This window comes from Paraburkholderia sp. GAS199, assembly GCF_050436585.1.
Taxonomy (GTDB): domain Bacteria; phylum Pseudomonadota; class Gammaproteobacteria; order Burkholderiales; family Burkholderiaceae; genus Paraburkholderia.
On sequence record NZ_JBNDMM010000001.1, the window covers coordinates 970,946 to 987,617 of the forward strand.

Below are 16,672 nucleotides of genomic sequence, written 5' to 3' on the forward strand. Positions count from 1 at the left end.
AGTAATCGGTGGTGTTTTTTTAGTCAGTGTTGAGATGCGGCTTCTGCGCCGAGACCGCTCAGCATGCGCAGTTGCTGGGCGTCGAAAGATTCGTCGCTGGCTATGCGGCGGGTCGTGATCGATCCGAGCCAGCCGGCGAAAAAGCCCAAGGGAATGCTGAACAGACCTGGATTCGAGAGCCAGAACGGCGGCGTCGTGTCCTTGAAAATGATGCCCTTCGCGCCGATGACCGCAGGCCCGATCAATACCAGGCCGATTGAGGACAGCGTGCCGGCCAGCACCGCTGCTACTGCGCCGCGATCCGTAAAGCGCCGCCAGTACATCGAAAATAGAATCACGGGGAGATTGGCACTGGCTGCGATGGCGAACGCGAGCCCGACGAGAAACGCGACATTGAATGTCTTGACCAGCAAAGCGAGTCCCATCGCCGCGACGCCAAAAACGATCGTGGCAATCTTCGCAATCACCACCTGACGACGCTCCTTGTCACGGGAACTTGCGAAGAGATGGCCGAAGATATCGTGCGAGATGGTCGAGGCCGACGAGATCATGATGCCCGATACCACCGCGAGAATCGTGGCGAATGCTATCGCCGACACGCAGGCGAGCAGGAGTTCGCCACCGGCCGACCCAGCGCCGCCGCCAAGCGTGGTAGCGAGTAAGGTGATGGCGCTATTGCCCGAACTTTTGGTCGCGAGAATCGCCGCAGGTCCGACGATTGCCGTGGCGGAAAAGCCGAGCAGGATCATCATGGCCGCGAAAGACACCATAACCATCAGTCCGATCTTCGCCGATTTTCGAGCGGCAACGGCGGACGGCACCGTATAGAAGCGCGTCATCACATGCGGCAGGCCAGCCGTGCCAAGCACGAGAGCCAGGGCGAGTGAGACCGTATCCAGCGGATCCTTGAAGTAGCCGCCCGGTACGAAATACTGCGCGGGATGCAGTGACGACATGCGTGCCTTGTGGAACAGCGCGCCGACGTCGAAGGAAAAATACGCGAGCGCAAGCACGACGAGCACGGCACCTGCACACCACACGAGAATGGCCTTGACGATCTGCACGTAAGTGGCCGCCACCATGCCGCCGAACAGCACGTACGCGATCATGAGCACACCGATCAGCACGATCGCGGCATTGGCGCCGATCGGCAGCAGCAGACTGGCCAGCGCGCCGCCGCCGACCAGTTGCGCGAGCAAATAGGCCAGTGAAATAAGTAGCGAGGAGCCCGACGTGGCCGCGCGCACTTTGCGGCTGCGCAACCGAAGCGCGACGACGTCGGATAGCGTGTACTTGCCGCAATTCCTGACCGGCTCGGCGACGATCAGCATGATCATGATCCATCCGGCGATAAAGCCGACCTGATAAACGATGCCATCGAATCCGAACAGCGACACGAGGCCCGTCACGCCGAGAAAGGATCCGGCCGACATGAAATCTCCGGATAGCGCGAGTCCGTTCTGGAACGGCGACAGATTGCGCCCCGCCACGAAGAACCCGGACGTTCCGCGTGAGCGTCGTGTACTCCACGCGGTCAGCACGAGACTGAGCCCGATAAATCCCACGAAGGCTACGATTCTGAGTCCACCATGACTGATGAAATTATTCATGCCGGTCACCATTCGATTGTGCGAAAGCGTTGCGGAGAAGTTCGGACGCTTTCGGATCGTAGGCACGCTCCGCCCAGGAGCAATATCCCCAAAAAGTCGCGATGACGAGCACGAACTGAGCGATAACTGCAAGCAGTCCAAGGTTGAGTTCACCGTAGACGGATTGCGACATGACGTCGGGAAATTCCAGCACGACGATCAACAGGCCGAAATAGATTCCCAGTGACGCATAGAGCAGGGACCAGACGAAACGGTTGCGGAAGCGCGCAAGTATCTGTGTTCTTTCGACGAGAGGCAGACTGGACGATCCGATTCTCTTCACGTTCTGCCTTTCGAATTCTGCATTGATTGATTCCATCGATTGCATGTCGGGTCTCCTCCGTTATGGTGTCCGTTACGGACATCTGAATGGTCAATCACCAGACCTTGGCCGGCAGCACCTCGCCGCGGCTTTCGCCGAAGCCGATCCGCGCGAAGCCGGGTTTCTCGCAGTAGCCGCGCAGAATGATGGCGTCGCCGTCTTCCACGTAGCTGCGCCTTTCGCCTGTACTGAGCGTGACCGGTTCGCTCGCGTTGCGCGCCAGTTCCATCAACGCGCCGGCTTCCGATCTCTGCGGACCAGACACCGTGCCACTGCCGAGCAGGTCACCCGCGCGCAGATTGCAGCCGTTTACGGTGTGATGCGCGACCATCTGGGCGACACTCCAGTACTGATGCCTGAAACTGGTGCGCGACAGTTGTGAGGCGGGAAGCTTGTCGTCTCGATGACGTGCGGTCTCCATCCAGACTTCCAGTTGAATATCGATCGCGCCTGATGTGCTGTTGCGATCGGAGTCCAAGTAGGGAAGGGGTCTGACGTCGGTGTCGGGGCGCGGCAGGGGCAGCCTGAATGGCGCCAGTGCTTCCATCGTCACGATCCACGGTGAAATGGTGGTGGCAAAGTTCTTGGCGAGAAACGGACCCAACGGCTGCATTTCCCACGCCTGGAGGTCGCGTGCGGACCAGTCGTTGAGCAGGCATAAGCCAAACACGCGGCTGTCTGCCTGATCGAGTTCGATGGGTTCTCCGCTGGCGTTGCCTTGTCCGATGTAGATGCCGAGTTCGAGTTCGTAGTCGAGCTTGAGCGACGGCGAGAAGGTCGGCGTATCGCTGCCTGGAGGCAGGATCTGCCCTGCTGGGCGCACAAACTTCTGACCGCTCAATCCAATGCTCGACACCCGGCCGTGATACGCAATGGGTATCGATTTGAAGTTGGCGCCCACGCCGCTCAGACCGAGCAACTTGCTGATGTTGGTCGCGTGATATAGCGAGGTGTAGAAATCCGTATAGTCGCCGATTTGCGCAGGTATGCTGTATTCCACTTCCGTTAGCGGAATCAGACACGACTCGACCGCCGCACGATCGTCGGATGGCGCATGTTCTTGAAGCGCGGCGAATAGCGCATGCCGCAAGGCACGCCACGCGGACGGCCCCATCGCGAAGAAGGCGTTGAGCGCGGGCTGGCCGCATGCTTGCGAGGCGTCGGCGGCGATGCCGTTCAGACGCGCGCGGGACGCCCACGCGGCGATATCGAGCGCCTGATCGCCGATGGCCACCGCGCCGCGAAACGCTTCGTCGGTGCTTTTTCTGCGGAGTACCGCGAACGGCAGATTCTGGATGGGAAAGTCGGCCGCAGGCGCATTCGCGGATTCGATCCAACTGCGCACGGAGGGATCGTGAGTCTGATTCAAAGTCGATTGCATGTTCGTCTCGTGTTTGTCGGATGGTGGCGCGAGTCGGCCAATGAATGGCCGGCTCGTTCGCGCGGCTAGCATCGTTATCAGTCGAACGGCTTCGAGGGGCTTGGTCGACTGAGAAGAATGCCGCGTTCCTGCAAGTCCTGAATGAACGCGGCGCTGAGCTTGCGCTCGGCCAGCAATTCCGCGTTGTGTTCGCCCTGAAACGCGGGGCTGCCCGGCAGCGGCAATTCGGACTCGCTAAAATGCCAGGGTGCGCCGGGCATGCGTGTCGTACCGCCGGACCGGTCGTCGACGTCGGCCAGCGCGCCCCATTCCTGCACCCATTCGGAATCGGCGAACTCGTTGACGCTGCGGACCACGCCGATCGCGAGGCCGCCTTCGCTCACCTGCGTCTGGAGCAGATCGAGATCGGTGAAGGTGAGAATCCACGCGCGGACTTCGGCAAGCAGATGCGCAATGTTTTGCCGACGCAGCAGAGCCGTGCTGAAGCGCGTGTCGCTCAGCAAGTCGTTGCGACGCATCATTGCGCAGTAGCGATTGAACATGGGCGTATAGATCGGACTGCCCGCGATAGTGAGTTGGCGGCCATCCGGCAGATCGAAAATGTGCGAGTCAGGTGCCGACAGAATGATGGGTTCGCCTTCGGTGTCGATCTCAGACAGTTGCGCGCCCACGCGTTCGTTGACTGACAACATAGTGGCCGCCATTGACACGTCGACGTGCTGTCCCTCGCCCGTCCGCGCACGATGTTGAAGCGCGGCGAGGATGCCTATCACGCCGTGCAGGCCGGTGTACATGTCGGCGTGACTGCATGCGTCGTTACGCACTTCGGTGAGCGCATCGCCAAAATGGTGCTGAACGATGTCGGTTAATCCCGATTCCGCCTGCACGGTCGGCGCGAACGCGGGACGGTTTCGCCAGGTGGTGGATTGCCCATAGCCGCTCAGCGATGCATAGATCACGGACGGGTTGAACGCGCGCACCTGTTCGTAACCGAGACCGAATCGCTCCAGCGTGCCGGGCCGGAAGTTCTCGACGATGATGTCCGCGTCGCGACACATATCGGTCATGATCTCGCGTGCCTCGGGAAAGTTGAGGTCGAGACTCAGGTTGCGTTTGCCGGCGTTCTGCTGCACGTAGTACAGCGACATGTCACCGATATGCGGCATGCTCACGCGTCCGATGTCACCGGACGGCGGCTCGATCTTGGTGACGGTTGCGCCAAGGTCGAGCAGTGTTTTCGTGCAGTGTGGACCAGCAAGAACACGGGTGAAGTCGATCACGCGAATGCCATGGAGCGGTGCTGACATGATCAGTCTCCCTTGAATTCAGCGGTTCCGGGGCCGGTCGAAAAGAACGCGGCGAAACCGCGTTCGCGATCACCTGTTTGCCAGATCGTGTTGTTGGCGTTGATCTGTTCGAGGTCGGCGCTGTGCACGCCGCGACTCGCTGCGAGATTCGCCTGCCGCTTGATGCCGTTTAGTACTTTGGTCGGTCCCGCGGCAAGTTGGCGCGCGAACGACAGCGCAGCCGTCGGGAGTTCGGCTTCGGCCACGACGTGATTGATGATGCCCCAGCGTTCGAACGATTCAGACGAATGCCGGCGGCCGATAAGAGCAATCTCTTTGGCGCGTACCACACCCGCGCGTTGCACGAGCCGTTGCGTGCCGCCGAGCAGCGGAATGAGTCCGACGATATTTTCGACCTGGCCAAAGTAAGCGGTGTCTGCGGCGACGATCATGTCGCACGTCAACGCCAGCTCGAGGCCACCGCCCAACGCGGCGCCGTGAACGGCAGCGATGGTGGGAACAGGGGTGTTTTCCAGCACGTCGAAGAATTCGAAGAGTTGCTCCTCGCTGTGCTGGATCGCGGTCTTACCGTTGGTGAACGTCGCCATCTCCGCGCCAGCGGAAAAGTGCCGCATTTCGCTTTTGAGCACGATCGCGCGAGCGCCGTCGGCGATCACGTTGCGGTACGCAGCGAGCAGATCGCCGATCATCGCGTCGTCGATCAGGTTGTGCGGCGGTTTGGCGAGGGCGACGATACCAACTGCGCCATCCATTTCAACTTTTACTGTGGTCATGGTTCTCTCTGCAAGGTTCGAATAGGCGCGTCAATGACGCCGCCTCGATGTGACGTCGTGCGGTTTCTGCGGCGCTGCTTTAGCGGGGGAACGTCGGCTGAAACGGGCGACCGCGAAGGGTTACGTGAAACCCGGGCCGGAGCGGATCGTTGCGGTGTGCTGCGCCGCGACATGAACGGGGTCGATCGCGCCAACCAGATAGTTCGAATGTGCGCCGATCAGGGTTGTTACTAGTGCTGCGCGCGGGGTGATTAAGTGCTTCACGTCTGTCTCCATCTATTTTTGGGCTCGCGCCGTTGATGCTTACTATCTCAGCGGGGCGTACAAGGAGCAACGTTCAACCCTGCCAATTGCCGTGTCAAAACGTGCCAAACGTGGCCGACGTCCGACGGGAAAATATGCGAGCATGAGCACTCATTGGAGTGAGACGAATCGTGCGACCATCGAAAATAATCACGCCGCTACATCCCGATCTCGACGCGCCCACGCAGAGTCTTTTAGGCTTGGCCGCGTTGGCCGCCGAGCTTGCGGCCGAAGGCGTGTCCGTCGACAAACTGTTCGCCGGTACCGGCGTTAGCGCGAGGCAGTTGGAGGATTCCCAGGCGAGAATTTCACATCGACAACGCATTGCGATTTATCGGAATGCGCAACGGTTGGCGACACGAGCCGACGTGGGATTGCTCGCGGGCGCACGTCAGCGGATTAGCGACTTCGGCATCTACGGCTACGCGATGGTCAGCAGCACAACCTTTGGAGATGCGCTGAAATTCAGTGTCGAGAATGTCAGGATGGCTGGCGCGGTTCTGCAGATCAGCTATTCCACAGTGGGCAACACGGGCATTCTGAGCAGCCACGGGCTCGCGTCGCTTGGCGATATGCTGCCATTCGTCGCGGAGTTCTGGCGCAGTTCGATGACGGTGTTATTCAGCTGGGTGCTGGAAGCACCATTCCCATCGAAGCGGATGGTCATGGCGTACCCCGCGCCGCCGCACTGGCGCAATTACGAGAGAATGTTCGATTGCCCGGTCGAGTTCGGCGCCGATTCCATGGAATGGCATTTCGACGTCAACGTACTGGACCGTCCCTGTCCAAACGCCAACCCGATTACCGCTCAAATCTGCCAGCAATTGTGCGATCGTATTCTGGAGGAACACGACGGCATTCCCGAGTTGCCGCGGCGGATTCGTATGGCGTGTCTGAACGCGCCCGGAGAATTTCCCTCCGCGGAGCAAATGGCCGCGCAACTCGGTATGTCGCTGAGAACTTTGCATCGCCGTTTGGCCGACGATCACTACTCGTACCAGGCGCTGCTGAACGATGTGCGACGATCGCTCGCCATCGAATTTCTGGAGAATACGCGGCTTCCGATCGAGCAGGTCGCCGAGAGAATCGGGTTTTCCGACGCCGCGAGTTTTAGACGCTCTTTCAGAAAATGGACGGGCAATCCGCCGAGTGTGTATCGCCGGGATAAGACGAGCGAGGAGTGAGGTTCGGTTCAGTGCCCACTCGGTGTGTTGGATCGCCGCGATCTATTCATTGCCTCCGGTTCTACACGGCGTTCATGAGACCGTCAGCCCGGCAGTGATCCGAGCGAGAGACCGGTTGCCATCGGGGCGCAAGCTTTGTTCACCAGTGGCCGTCAGTCAACAATCCCGCCCCGCTTCCCGACTCCAGCTAATGCACATTGCGCCCCCTCCGGCATCCCCATTCAGGGAATACCCCATGACGACGCGCTCTAAAAATCATCATAAAGTAAACTAATTACGGGACATGTTTCCTGAAATTTAGGACTCGAATAGCTCGTTAGTACGTTCAAGCAAGACACTCGGCGACGCGTCTGCACAGGTCGACGAGTTCTCGCAGGATCGGCGCGTCGCGCACCGGCGCGGCGCACCTCATACCGAAAGCGGAGACAGCCATGGAGACGCCGGCAAAGCAGGAAGCGCCCGTTCGCACGATTTTGCGCGTGACAAGCGGCAACTTTCTGGAGATGTACGACTTCTCGGTGTACGGCTTCTACGCTGTGTCGATTTCGCACGCGCTGTTTCCACGTGGAAACGAATTCGTATCGCTGCTTCTGTCGCTCGCGACCTTCGGTGTCGGCTTTCTAATGCGGCCCATCGGCGCGTTGGTGCTCGGCGCCTACATCGACCGCAAAGGGCGGCGCGCAGGTCTGCTGCTCACACTGGCGCTGATGTCGATCGGCATGCTGATGATCACACTCGTGCCGGGCTATCAGACCATCGGCATGGCCGCGCCCGTGATCGTCGTATTGGGACGCCTGCTGCAAGGATTCTCGGCGGGCGCCGAACTGGGTGGCGTGAGCGTCTATCTGGCGGAAATCGCGCCGCCGAATAAACGGGGTTTCTGGGTGAGCTGGCAGTCCGCGAGCCAGCAGGCGGCCGTGGTGTTCGCCGCCGTGCTCGGCGTGGCATTGCGCTGGCAACTCTCTCCGCAGCAAATGGACAGTTGGGGCTGGCGCATTCCGTTCGTGATCGGCTGTCTCATCATTCCGGTGCTGTTCACGATCCGGCGGCGGTTGCGCGAAACGGAAGCGTTCGAGAAACGTGTGCGCCATCCGTCGACGCGCGAGATTTTCGCATCGCTCAGCACCAACGCGCGTCGAATCACGGGCGCAATCATGATGGTCACCCTGACGGCAGTGATGTTCAACCTCATCACCGCCTATACACCCACGTTCGGCACCCGTGTATTGCATCTTCCCGAACTCGATTCGTTCGCAGTGGCAATGGCCGTGGGCGTCGTCAACTTCATCATGTTGCCGATCGTCGGCGCGTTGTCCGACCGTGTCGGTCGGCAACCGGTCCTGCTGGTGTGCGCGACACTGGTGATTCTGACGGCGTATCCGTTGATGCTCTGGCTAGTTCAGGCGCCCAGCTTCGCGCGGCTGCTCGCGGTCGAGGTGTGGTACGCGATGATCTACGGTTCGTGGCAGGCGGGCATGGTGGTCGCGCTCACTGAGTTAATGCCGGCCCACATACGCGGCACCGGTTTCTCGCTGGTGTGGAGTCTCGCGCAAGCCATCTTCGGTGGGTTCACGCCGGTCATCTGCACGGTGCTGATTCATCTGACCGACAACCGCGCCATGCCCGCGCTCTGGGTGTCGCTCGCGGCCATCGTGGCGTTGATCGCGACGATACGCATGTATCGCGACCGGCCGTCGGCAGGAGATCGATCGGGCGATATCCGCGATCCGGCACTTGGCCACCAGACCTGAACGATACGGAGCGCGCGGCCCTATCCACCGCGCGTTCTACTGATTGCCCGTCGCGACAAAATTAGCTCGGACTCCAGAGATTCGGCAATACGCTCGACGAAAATCCCGACACGAATTCCTTCACGCCACCCGTTTCGCCGCTATAAACATGCCGGCGCACCCGGCCGATGTTCGCGCCGTACACGTGGATGCTGATCGACACCCGGTCGTCGTACGCATTACGTACCTGATGCACGTCGCCGATGGTCGGCGACACGAGGTCGATATCGCCCTCGTGCAGAACGTCGGTTTGCGTGGCGCGCAATGGCGTGGCGCGCAGCATCGCATCCGGCTGCGCCACGTCGAAGCGGGTCGCCTGTTCGGAACCGCGCAGCATGCCGATCATGCCCCAGACGGTGTGATCGTGAATCGGCGTTTGCTGGCCCGGACCCCACACAAAGCTGACGACCGAGAAGCGCTGCTTCGGATCGCAATGCAGCAAATACTGCTGATAAAAGTCGGGGTGGGGCTGGGCGAACGCGTCCGGCAGCCAGTCGTCCTCGGCGAGCAGGCGCGCCATCGGCGCACGCATCGCTTCGAGTACGGCGGCTTCAGGCCGGTCTTCGCTCACGATATCGGTCAGATCGCTCACGAATTCGCGTAGTCGCGAGATGCTCATAACGGATCTCCAAAGTGGTCGGAATGGTGTGTCGATCGCGGACATCGTCGATGTCGGCGCGTTCAGGTGCAACGGCCGCCACGCGGCGCGATGGCCCGCGTTTCATGCGGCAAACCGGGCGCTCGCGCGGCATCGAGTTTTTTGCGGCCGGGTGTGGACAGTCCGGCTACGATCGCTTCGCCGAAACGTTGCACACACGGCGCCGCACGTCCGAGGTTTTCGTAATGAACGCGCCACACATGCGGCAAAGGCTTGAAATCGGCGAGGTCGATACGTTGCAATGCAGGCGCGAAAGCACTGGCCTTCAGCATGTTTTCCGGGACGAAGCCGAGTCCCACGCCACGCGCCACCAGCCCCAGTTTCTGCTCGGTGCCGAAGGTGGCGATACGTACGGCGAGTGGCAACCCGAGATCGCTGAACGCGCGCTGCAGCGAGTCGCGAAAGCCGCAGCCTTCGGGGCTCAGAATCCATTCGTGACCCTGCAGCTCGCTCAGCCGGCCGTGTGCCGGCAAGGAGCCTTTTTTGGCGACCACCACCATGGGCAGCACGCCGATCGATTCCGCGCTCAGGCCGTGATCGAAGCGCGTGCTTTCCGGCAGGACGGCGATAGCCGCATCCACCGTGCCCTCGCGCAATTGTCCGATGACTTCGGTGCTCCAGCCGGACGCGACTTCGAGTTCCATCTGAGGAAAGGCTTCGCGCAATACGGGCAGCGCATCGAATAGCGCGAGTTCCGCGAGAATCTCGGCCACGCCCACCCGCAATCGCCCTGACGGCGGTGCGTCCGCGCGCAGCAGGTCTTCGATCAACTCGACGTCGCGCATCACGTTCATGCAGAGATCGAACACACGACGGCCGATCGGCGTCGGCCGGCTCGGCTTGGTATTGCGATCGAGCAGCAGCACGCCGAGATCCTTCTCGAGGCTCTGCACACGACGCGTAATCGCCGGCTGCCGCGTGAGCAGCATTTCCGCCGCACCGGTGACCGACGCGTGACGCACCACCGCGACGAACGCGTGGATGTCTTCCAGTTTCATCTGTTTCGCTCCCACGTCCGCGCGATTCGTCATGACGGCCATTCGTCTACATGAACAGAGGAAGAGGGCAACGTCAGTGGAATGCGCCGTTCACGCAGCATGCGCGCTGGAGCAAAGCATAGGACACAAATCCCAAAATATCCATCATGGGAATTTCGAAGTGTGATTTCATTCGAGCTTTGCATAATGTTGGAATGACGGCTCTGCGCGCGTTCGCTCGCCGTTTGCGCCGGAAACGCTCCGTGCGGGTCGTCTTGCCATGAGGTCGTCGATGAACAACACACTGGTTAAAGGACTCTGTTTGCTCGAAGCACTCGCACGCCGCGGTGCACCAATGGGCGTGAGCGAACTGGCGATCGCGGTGGCCATGCCGAAGAGCGGCGTGCATCGTCTGTTGCAGGCGCTGGTCGAGGAACGCTATGTCGAACAGAGCGGCTCGGGCCGCTATCGCGTCGCCATCAAACTCTGGGAGGTGGCATCGGCCGCCTTGCCCGGATTCGATCTGCGCCGCCACGCGGTCGCGGTCATGTCGGCGCTGGCGGACGCCACCGGTGAGAGCGTGCATCTGTCCGTACTCGACGAGCGTCACGTGGTCTATGTACACAAGCTCGAAGCGGAGAATTCGGTGCGCGCGTACAGCCAGATCGGCGGGCGCGTACCCGCGCATTGCGTCGCGACGGGCAAGGCGATGCTCGCCTACAAAGCGCCGAACTGGCTGGCGGCAATGGCCGCCGAACTGACACCCGCCACGGCCAACACGATCGTCGACGCCCAGGCGTTTATCGCGCAGATGGCGCGGATTCGCGCCCAGGGGTTCGCGAGCAATCACGGTGAATGGCGCGTCGGCGTGAGCGGACTTGCCGCGCCGGTGTTCGGCGCGGCCGGCACGGTAATCGGTGCGATCGGCGTATCGGGTCCCACGGCGCAGCTCGCGGGCGCGCATCAGGAACGCCTCGCCGCGCAGGTGATGGAGGCGAGCCAGACGCTTTCGATGACACCAGGCACGGTCCCGCCACATGCGCTGCTGTTGAGCGTGACCAATCACTGGAGCGACGTCGCCCAGACCGGCGAAACAACGGAGTACGACGAACTCAGTGCAGCCGCAGTCTGATGGTTCACGGCACGCAGTTCAACCAAATGGAACGCTTTGGATCACGCCACGCCGCACTCTAAGATCGGTGACAGCTTGACGGAATCCTTGGACCGAATTGCGAAGGTCCTCAATCATCATAAGGAGAACGACGATGTTTCTGAACTGGAGTGAACTGCTCGGCACGCTGAAGCGCTCGTCCAATCTGCTCGGCAATTCGAACCCGAAAATGCTGGAGGCGTATCGCAATCTGGCGGCCGCGCAAGGTGCGAATGGCGCACTGGATGCCAAGACGCGCGAACTGATTGCGATAGCCGTAGCGGTGACGACCCGCTGCGACGGCTGCATCAGTTCGCACACGGCGGCGGCGATTCAGGCCGGCGCGACCGAAGCCGAAGTCTCCGATGCGCTCGGCACGGCGATCGCGCTGAACGCCGGCGCTGCCTACGTGTACTCGCTTCACGCCATGGAAGCGATGCAGAACCTGAAATAAGTCCCGCCGGCGCGAAGCGCGTCATCGGCATGAACGCTTCGCGCGCATTCGACGGGTCCGCATCATCGCAAGTTGAGGAGACGGACGTGAAGAGCGCGGGTCACGGGCAGAACATCGAAGTCACGCGATTGCTGGCCACGCATGCGGCGACATTGCGCTGGGAGACGATTCCTGCCGCCGTGGTGCACGACGCAAAGCGCGCCCTGGTCGACTTCGAAGGCGTTGCACTGGCCGGCAGCAGCGAGCCGCTCAGCACCGCATTGCAGCGCGTGTATGCCGCGCGTAGCGGCGCCGCCGAAGCGCGCATGTTTGGCACCGGGCGTCGCGCGGATGTGATGACTGCCGCATTCCTGAACGGCGCGGCCGGCCACGCGCTCGATTTCGACGACACTCACGCAGACTTCTTCTATCACGGCACGGTGCCGGTCGCGCCTGCGGTGTGGGCGCTCGGCGAAATGCTCGGGACGTCGGGGCGCGAGATGATCGTGGCGTTCGTCGCCGGTTGGGATATCGGCGCACGACTCGCCCGCGCGCTCAATCCGTCGATTTATCGCAAAGGTTGGCAGAACACGCCGACCAGCGGCGCGTTCGCCGCCGCCGCGGCAGCGGGTCGCATTCTCAAACTCGACAGCGAAGCCATGTGTCACGCGCTCGGCATGGCTGCTTCGCAAGCCAGTGGTTCGCGGCAGAATCACGGTTCGATGGGGAAGCCCTTCCAGGTCGGTAAGGCGGCGATGAACGGCGTATTGGCCGCGCTCGCGGCACGCGAAGGCATCACCAGTTCGACGCAGGCGATCGAAGGCCCGCTCGGCTTTGCCGCGCTCACTGCGCCTGAGTTCGATCTGTCTCTGGCGGTGGCGAATCTCGGCGAACGATTCGAGTTGCGGCGCAACATGTTCAAGGCGTACGCGTGTTGTCTGCCGCATCACGCGGTCATCGACGGCATGTTCGCATTGCGGCGCGAGCACGGCGTCACGCCCGCCACGCTGGAGACGGCCGCGTGCCGCGTTCCGGCCATCTCTCTCGACAGCAGCAACATCGCCGAGCCGGTGACGGGGCTCGAAGGCAAATTCAGTTTCCAGCATTCGGCCGCCGTTGCGCTGACCGACGACGCAGCCGGTATCGCGCAATACACCACGGAGCGCGTGCTCGACGCTGCGCTGGCGCGTGTGCGTCGCAAGATCAGTCTGGTACCCGACGCGTCGTTGCCTGCCGGCCAATGCACGATCGAGGCGCGGCGGTCGGACGGCGCCACGGTCACGGTGACGATCGAACACGCGCGTGGACATCTGGCCAATCCGCTCAGCGACGCGGACATCGACGCGAAATTCTGCGCCAACACCGCAGCGGTCAAAAGCGAGGCATGGCAGAGCCAGGCGCTGGAAGCGCTCTGGACGCTCGATCGCGCAACGGACGTGGCGAGTGTCGCCGCGCTGCTATAGCGCAACCGACGAAAAGCCGCTGATTCGCGCGGCGCGAGTTGTAACGCGTCTGCGTTCGACGCGGTGTGGCACCACAAGAACATGGAGGGACATGCAATGCTGAATGCACCAGGACAGTCGGCTGGCCAGCCGGCCGGACAGCCGTTCCTCAGCGGCTACAAGCGCGACTACTACGGCGGCGCGTTGATGTGTCTGATCGGCGCGGGCGCCGTCACGCAGGGGCTCGAATACAGCTTCGGCAGCCTCACGCACATGGGTCCCGGATTTTTCCCGACCTGTCTCGGTGCGATTCTCGTGGTGCTCGGTGTTTCGATCGCCGCCACGGCGAAGCGGCCCGCGACGCGTCCGCCAATTGGCGAAAACGCGGCTCAGGAACCGGCCCACCCCGAATGGCGCGGCTGGTTCTGCATTCTCGCGAGCATCGTCGCATTCGTGGTGCTCGGCAAATGGGGCGGCCTGCTGCCGGCATCGTTTGCCGTGACTTTCATCTCGGCATTCGGCGATCGCGACAACACCTGGAAGAGCGCGCTCGTGCTGGCTTCGGTCATCACGCTGTTGTCGGTCGTCATCTTCTGGTGGCTGCTGCAATTGCAGTTTCCGCTCTTTACCTGGGGCTGAACATGATTGGACATTCTCTGGCTGATCTATGGCAAGGCTTCGGCGTTGCACTCGAATGGCACAACCTGATGTGGTCGTTCTTCGGCGTACTGGTCGGCAATCTGATCGGCGTGCTGCCGGGCATGGGGCCGCTGTCGGCAATTTCTATTCTGTTGCCGCTCACTTACACCATGCATCCCGTGCCGGCCATTCTCATGCTCGCGGGCATCTTCTACGGCTCGCAGTATGGCGGGGCCATCGGCGCGATCCTGCTGAATCTGCCGTGCCACCCGCCGCACGCGGTCACCTGTCTCGACGGCTATCCCATGACGCGAGCGGGCAGGGGCGGCACCGCGCTCGGCATCACGATGATCGCTTCGTTTTTCGCGGCCTCGGTGGGCATCATCGTGATGATCTTCGCTTCGCCGCTGCTCGTGAGCATCGCCTTCAAGTTCGGTCCGGCCGAGCTTTTCTCGATCATGTTGCTCGGCTTGCTGGCGGGCGGCACGATGTCGAGCGGCTCACCGCTCAAAGGCGTGTCGATGACCGTGGTGGGCCTGCTGATCGGCGTGGTCGGCACGGATGTCAACACGGGGGTGATGCGCTTCAACTTCGGCTTCACTGAGCTTTCCGATGGCGTGCAACTAGTCGCGCTTGCACTGGGCCTGTTCGGTGTGACGGAATTCCTGCGCAACGTGAACCGCATGCATACCGTGGGCAGCGGCGTGAAATTGCGTCTGCGCGATATGCGACCGAGCATGAAGGAGTTGCGTCAGGCATTCCTGCCGATTCTGCGTGGCACGGCGGTCGGCACGGCATTCGGTGCCATGCCGGGCACCGGGCCGACCATCACCACGTTCATTGCCTACGCGCTGGAGAAGAAGATCTCGCGCACGCCCGAGCGTTTCGGCACGGGCGCGCTGGAAGGCGTCGCCGCACCCGAAGCGTCATCGCACTCCAAAACCCAGGTGGACTTCATTCCAACCATGAGCCTCGGCATTCCCGGCGACCCCGTGATGGCCTTGATTCTCGGTGCATTGCTGATTCAGGGCATCCAGCCGGGACCGCAACTCATCAGTCAGCACGCGGACATCTTCTGGGGATTGATCGCGAGTTTCTGGATCGGCAATGTGTTGCTCGTGATGCTCAATGTCCCGCTGATCCAGATCTGGGTCAAGGTGCTGCAGGTGCCGTACCGCTATCTGTTTCCGGCGGCGCTGTTCTTTATCGCCGTGGGCGTGTACAGCACCAACAACAGCCTGTTCGAAGTCGGCGAGGTGCTGGTGTTCGGGCTGATGGGCGCAGTGTTCATTGCCTTCGGCTTTTCTGTCGCGCCGATTCTGCTCGGGTATGTGCTGGGGCCGATGGTCGAGGAGAACTTCCGGCGCGCGTTGCTGCTCTCGCATGGCAACCTGGGCATCTTCGTTGAACAGCCGATCAGTGCCTGCTTCATGGCGGCGTGTGTGCTGCTGGTCGCGTTGCAGTTCTATTTCGCGATTCGCGGCGCCATGCGCAAACGCAAGGGGCTGAAAGCGAGCGTTCTGCCGCAGGCGCCCACCATGAGAGATGCGCAGATCGATCCGAAGCAGCCGACTTTCGTCAAACAACGCTAGGCAATGGACGACCTCGTGACACGACACGCAACGAAGCCCCAATCCGTCTCTCGCAGATTTTTAGTGTTGCAACGGCGAGGTCTCTGGCCGCGCCGGTTCGGGGGCGTTGTGTTGACCGCTGCGCTTGCCACCGCATCGTTGAGCGCCGCTGCGCAGAGCGCCAATCCCGCCGCCCGTTTCCCCGAGCATCCGATCCGACTCGTGGTCGGCTATACGCCCGGCGGCGGCGCGGACATCATGGCGCGTCTGCTGCAAAAACAGCTGACGAGCGCGCTCAAACAATCGGTCATTGTCGAGAACCGGCCCGGCGCCGGGCAGAACATTGCCGACACCTACGTGGCGCGAGCCGCACCCGACGGCTATACGCTGCTGGTGAGTTCGTCCGCGCTCGCGGTGAATCCGAGTCTGTTCCCGAAGCTCAGCGAGAATCCCTTGACGGCGTACGCGCCGATCGCGCTATTCGCGCAGAGCCCGAATCTGCTGGTGGTCAATCCGAGGCTGCCGGTCAATTCGGTGGCTGAACTGATTGCCTACGAAAAGAAGAAGCCGGACGGCGGTAATTTTTCATCGTCGGGTAACGGCAGCACGCAGCATCTGTCCGGCGAAATCTTCGGGCAGAAGGCGGGCATCAAGACAACGCACGTGCCATACAAAGGCAGCGCGCCATCGGTGGCAGCGGTGATGAGCGGCGAAGTCGACTTCAGCTTCGTCAACATTCCGAGCGCCAAGCCGCTCGTGCTGGCGCATCAGTTGAAGGCGCTGGCGGTCACGAGCGCACAGCGCTCGCCGCTGTTGCCCGACGTGCCGACCATGACGCAAGCGGGCGTGGACGGCATGAACGTGGCGGCGTGGTACGGCCTGCTCGCGCCCGCCGGCACGCCCGCGCCGATCGTCGCGAAACTGAATGCCGCGGTCAATCACGCCGTGAGCGGCGAGCCGCTCAAGTCTCAACTCGTCAACCTCGGCTCCGATCCCACCGTGGAGTCGCCGGATTACTTCGCCCACTATCTCGCCGACGACACGCACCGCTGGGCCGGTGCCGTCAAGTCGGCCGGCATCCATCCGCAATGAG

Annotated in this window: 16 protein-coding genes; 8 read left to right on the top strand and 8 right to left on the bottom strand. The window is 61.8% G+C overall.

What is annotated here, in order from left to right; genetic code table 11:
- Positions 1-23 precede the first annotated feature (23 nt).
- The 6 genes from P3T18_RS04240 to P3T18_RS04265 all read right to left on the bottom strand — a co-directional run bounded on the left by P3T18_RS04240 (position 24) and on the right by P3T18_RS04265 (position 5,696).
- Positions 24-1,610: a solute symporter family protein gene (locus P3T18_RS04240; RefSeq protein WP_429298651.1), complete on the bottom strand. Its 1,587-nt coding sequence runs from the start codon at positions 1,608-1,610 to the stop codon at positions 24-26.
- Positions 1,603-1,977: a DUF485 domain-containing protein gene (locus tag P3T18_RS04245; RefSeq protein WP_429298652.1), complete on the bottom strand. Its 375-nt coding sequence runs from the start codon at positions 1,975-1,977 to the stop codon at positions 1,603-1,605. The genes P3T18_RS04240 and P3T18_RS04245 overlap by 8 nt, the downstream gene beginning before the upstream one ends.
- 49 nt (positions 1,978-2,026) lie before the next feature.
- Complete coding sequence (gene fahA, locus P3T18_RS04250; RefSeq protein WP_429298653.1) at positions 2,027-3,352, bottom strand: fumarylacetoacetase; 1,326 nt, start codon at positions 3,350-3,352, stop codon at positions 2,027-2,029.
- A 77-nt stretch (positions 3,353-3,429) separates the two neighbouring features.
- Positions 3,430-4,659: a CaiB/BaiF CoA transferase family protein gene (locus P3T18_RS04255; RefSeq protein WP_429298654.1), complete on the bottom strand. Its 1,230-nt coding sequence runs from the start codon at positions 4,657-4,659 to the stop codon at positions 3,430-3,432.
- Between the two features lie 2 nt (positions 4,660-4,661).
- Positions 4,662-5,432: an enoyl-CoA hydratase/isomerase family protein gene (locus tag P3T18_RS04260; protein ID WP_429298655.1), complete on the bottom strand. Its 771-nt coding sequence runs from the start codon at positions 5,430-5,432 to the stop codon at positions 4,662-4,664.
- 120 nt (positions 5,433-5,552) lie between these two features.
- Complete coding sequence (locus P3T18_RS04265; RefSeq protein WP_429298656.1) at positions 5,553-5,696, bottom strand: hypothetical protein; 144 nt, start codon at positions 5,694-5,696, stop codon at positions 5,553-5,555.
- 170 nt (positions 5,697-5,866) lie between these two features.
- On the opposite strand from P3T18_RS04265, the gene P3T18_RS04270 reads away from it, so the two are divergent.
- Positions 5,867-6,919 (top strand): AraC family transcriptional regulator, encoded by a 1,053-nt coding sequence (locus tag P3T18_RS04270; protein ID WP_429298657.1) that lies wholly within the window; start codon positions 5,867-5,869, stop codon positions 6,917-6,919.
- Between the two features lie 431 nt (positions 6,920-7,350).
- A complete protein-coding gene (locus tag P3T18_RS04275) occupies positions 7,351-8,670 on the top strand; it encodes an MFS transporter (protein ID WP_429298658.1) in 1,320 nt (439 codons plus the stop codon).
- A 61-nt stretch (positions 8,671-8,731) separates the two neighbouring features.
- On the opposite strand, the gene P3T18_RS04280 is transcribed toward P3T18_RS04275, so the two are convergent.
- Positions 8,732-9,328 carry a cysteine dioxygenase gene (locus P3T18_RS04280; RefSeq protein WP_429298659.1) on the bottom strand — a complete coding sequence of 199 codons (597 nt, stop codon included), beginning with the start codon at positions 9,326-9,328 and terminating at the stop codon, positions 8,732-8,734.
- A gap of 62 nt (positions 9,329-9,390) precedes the next feature.
- Complete coding sequence (locus tag P3T18_RS04285) at positions 9,391-10,398, bottom strand: LysR family transcriptional regulator (RefSeq protein WP_429298660.1); 1,008 nt, start codon at positions 10,396-10,398, stop codon at positions 9,391-9,393.
- Positions 10,399-10,636: 238 nt separating this feature from the next.
- Between P3T18_RS04285 and P3T18_RS04290 the strand changes: the two genes are divergently transcribed.
- The 6 genes from P3T18_RS04290 to P3T18_RS04315 all read left to right on the top strand — a co-directional run bounded on the left by P3T18_RS04290 (position 10,637) and on the right by P3T18_RS04315 (position 16,671).
- A complete protein-coding gene (locus P3T18_RS04290; protein ID WP_429298661.1) occupies positions 10,637-11,476 on the top strand; it encodes an IclR family transcriptional regulator in 840 nt (279 codons plus the stop codon).
- Positions 11,477-11,609: 133 nt separating this feature from the next.
- Positions 11,610-11,948 carry a carboxymuconolactone decarboxylase family protein gene (locus P3T18_RS04295; protein WP_429298662.1) on the top strand — a complete coding sequence of 113 codons (339 nt, stop codon included), beginning with the start codon at positions 11,610-11,612 and terminating at the stop codon, positions 11,946-11,948.
- Positions 11,949-12,034: 86 nt separating this feature from the next.
- Entirely contained in the window at positions 12,035-13,390 is a 1,356-nt protein-coding gene (locus P3T18_RS04300) for an MmgE/PrpD family protein (RefSeq protein WP_429298663.1), read from the top strand.
- 96 nt (positions 13,391-13,486) lie between these two features.
- On the top strand, positions 13,487-14,008 hold the full coding sequence (locus P3T18_RS04305) for a tripartite tricarboxylate transporter TctB family protein (protein ID WP_429298664.1): 522 nt from the start codon (positions 13,487-13,489) through the stop codon (positions 14,006-14,008).
- Positions 14,009-14,010: 2 nt separating this feature from the next.
- On the top strand, positions 14,011-15,600 hold the full coding sequence (locus P3T18_RS04310) for a tripartite tricarboxylate transporter permease (RefSeq protein WP_429298665.1): 1,590 nt from the start codon (positions 14,011-14,013) through the stop codon (positions 15,598-15,600).
- A gap of 111 nt (positions 15,601-15,711) precedes the next feature.
- Positions 15,712-16,671, top strand: coding sequence for a tripartite tricarboxylate transporter substrate binding protein (locus P3T18_RS04315; RefSeq protein WP_429298666.1), 960 nt, complete (start codon positions 15,712-15,714; stop codon positions 16,669-16,671).
- Position 16,672 lies beyond the last annotated feature (1 nt).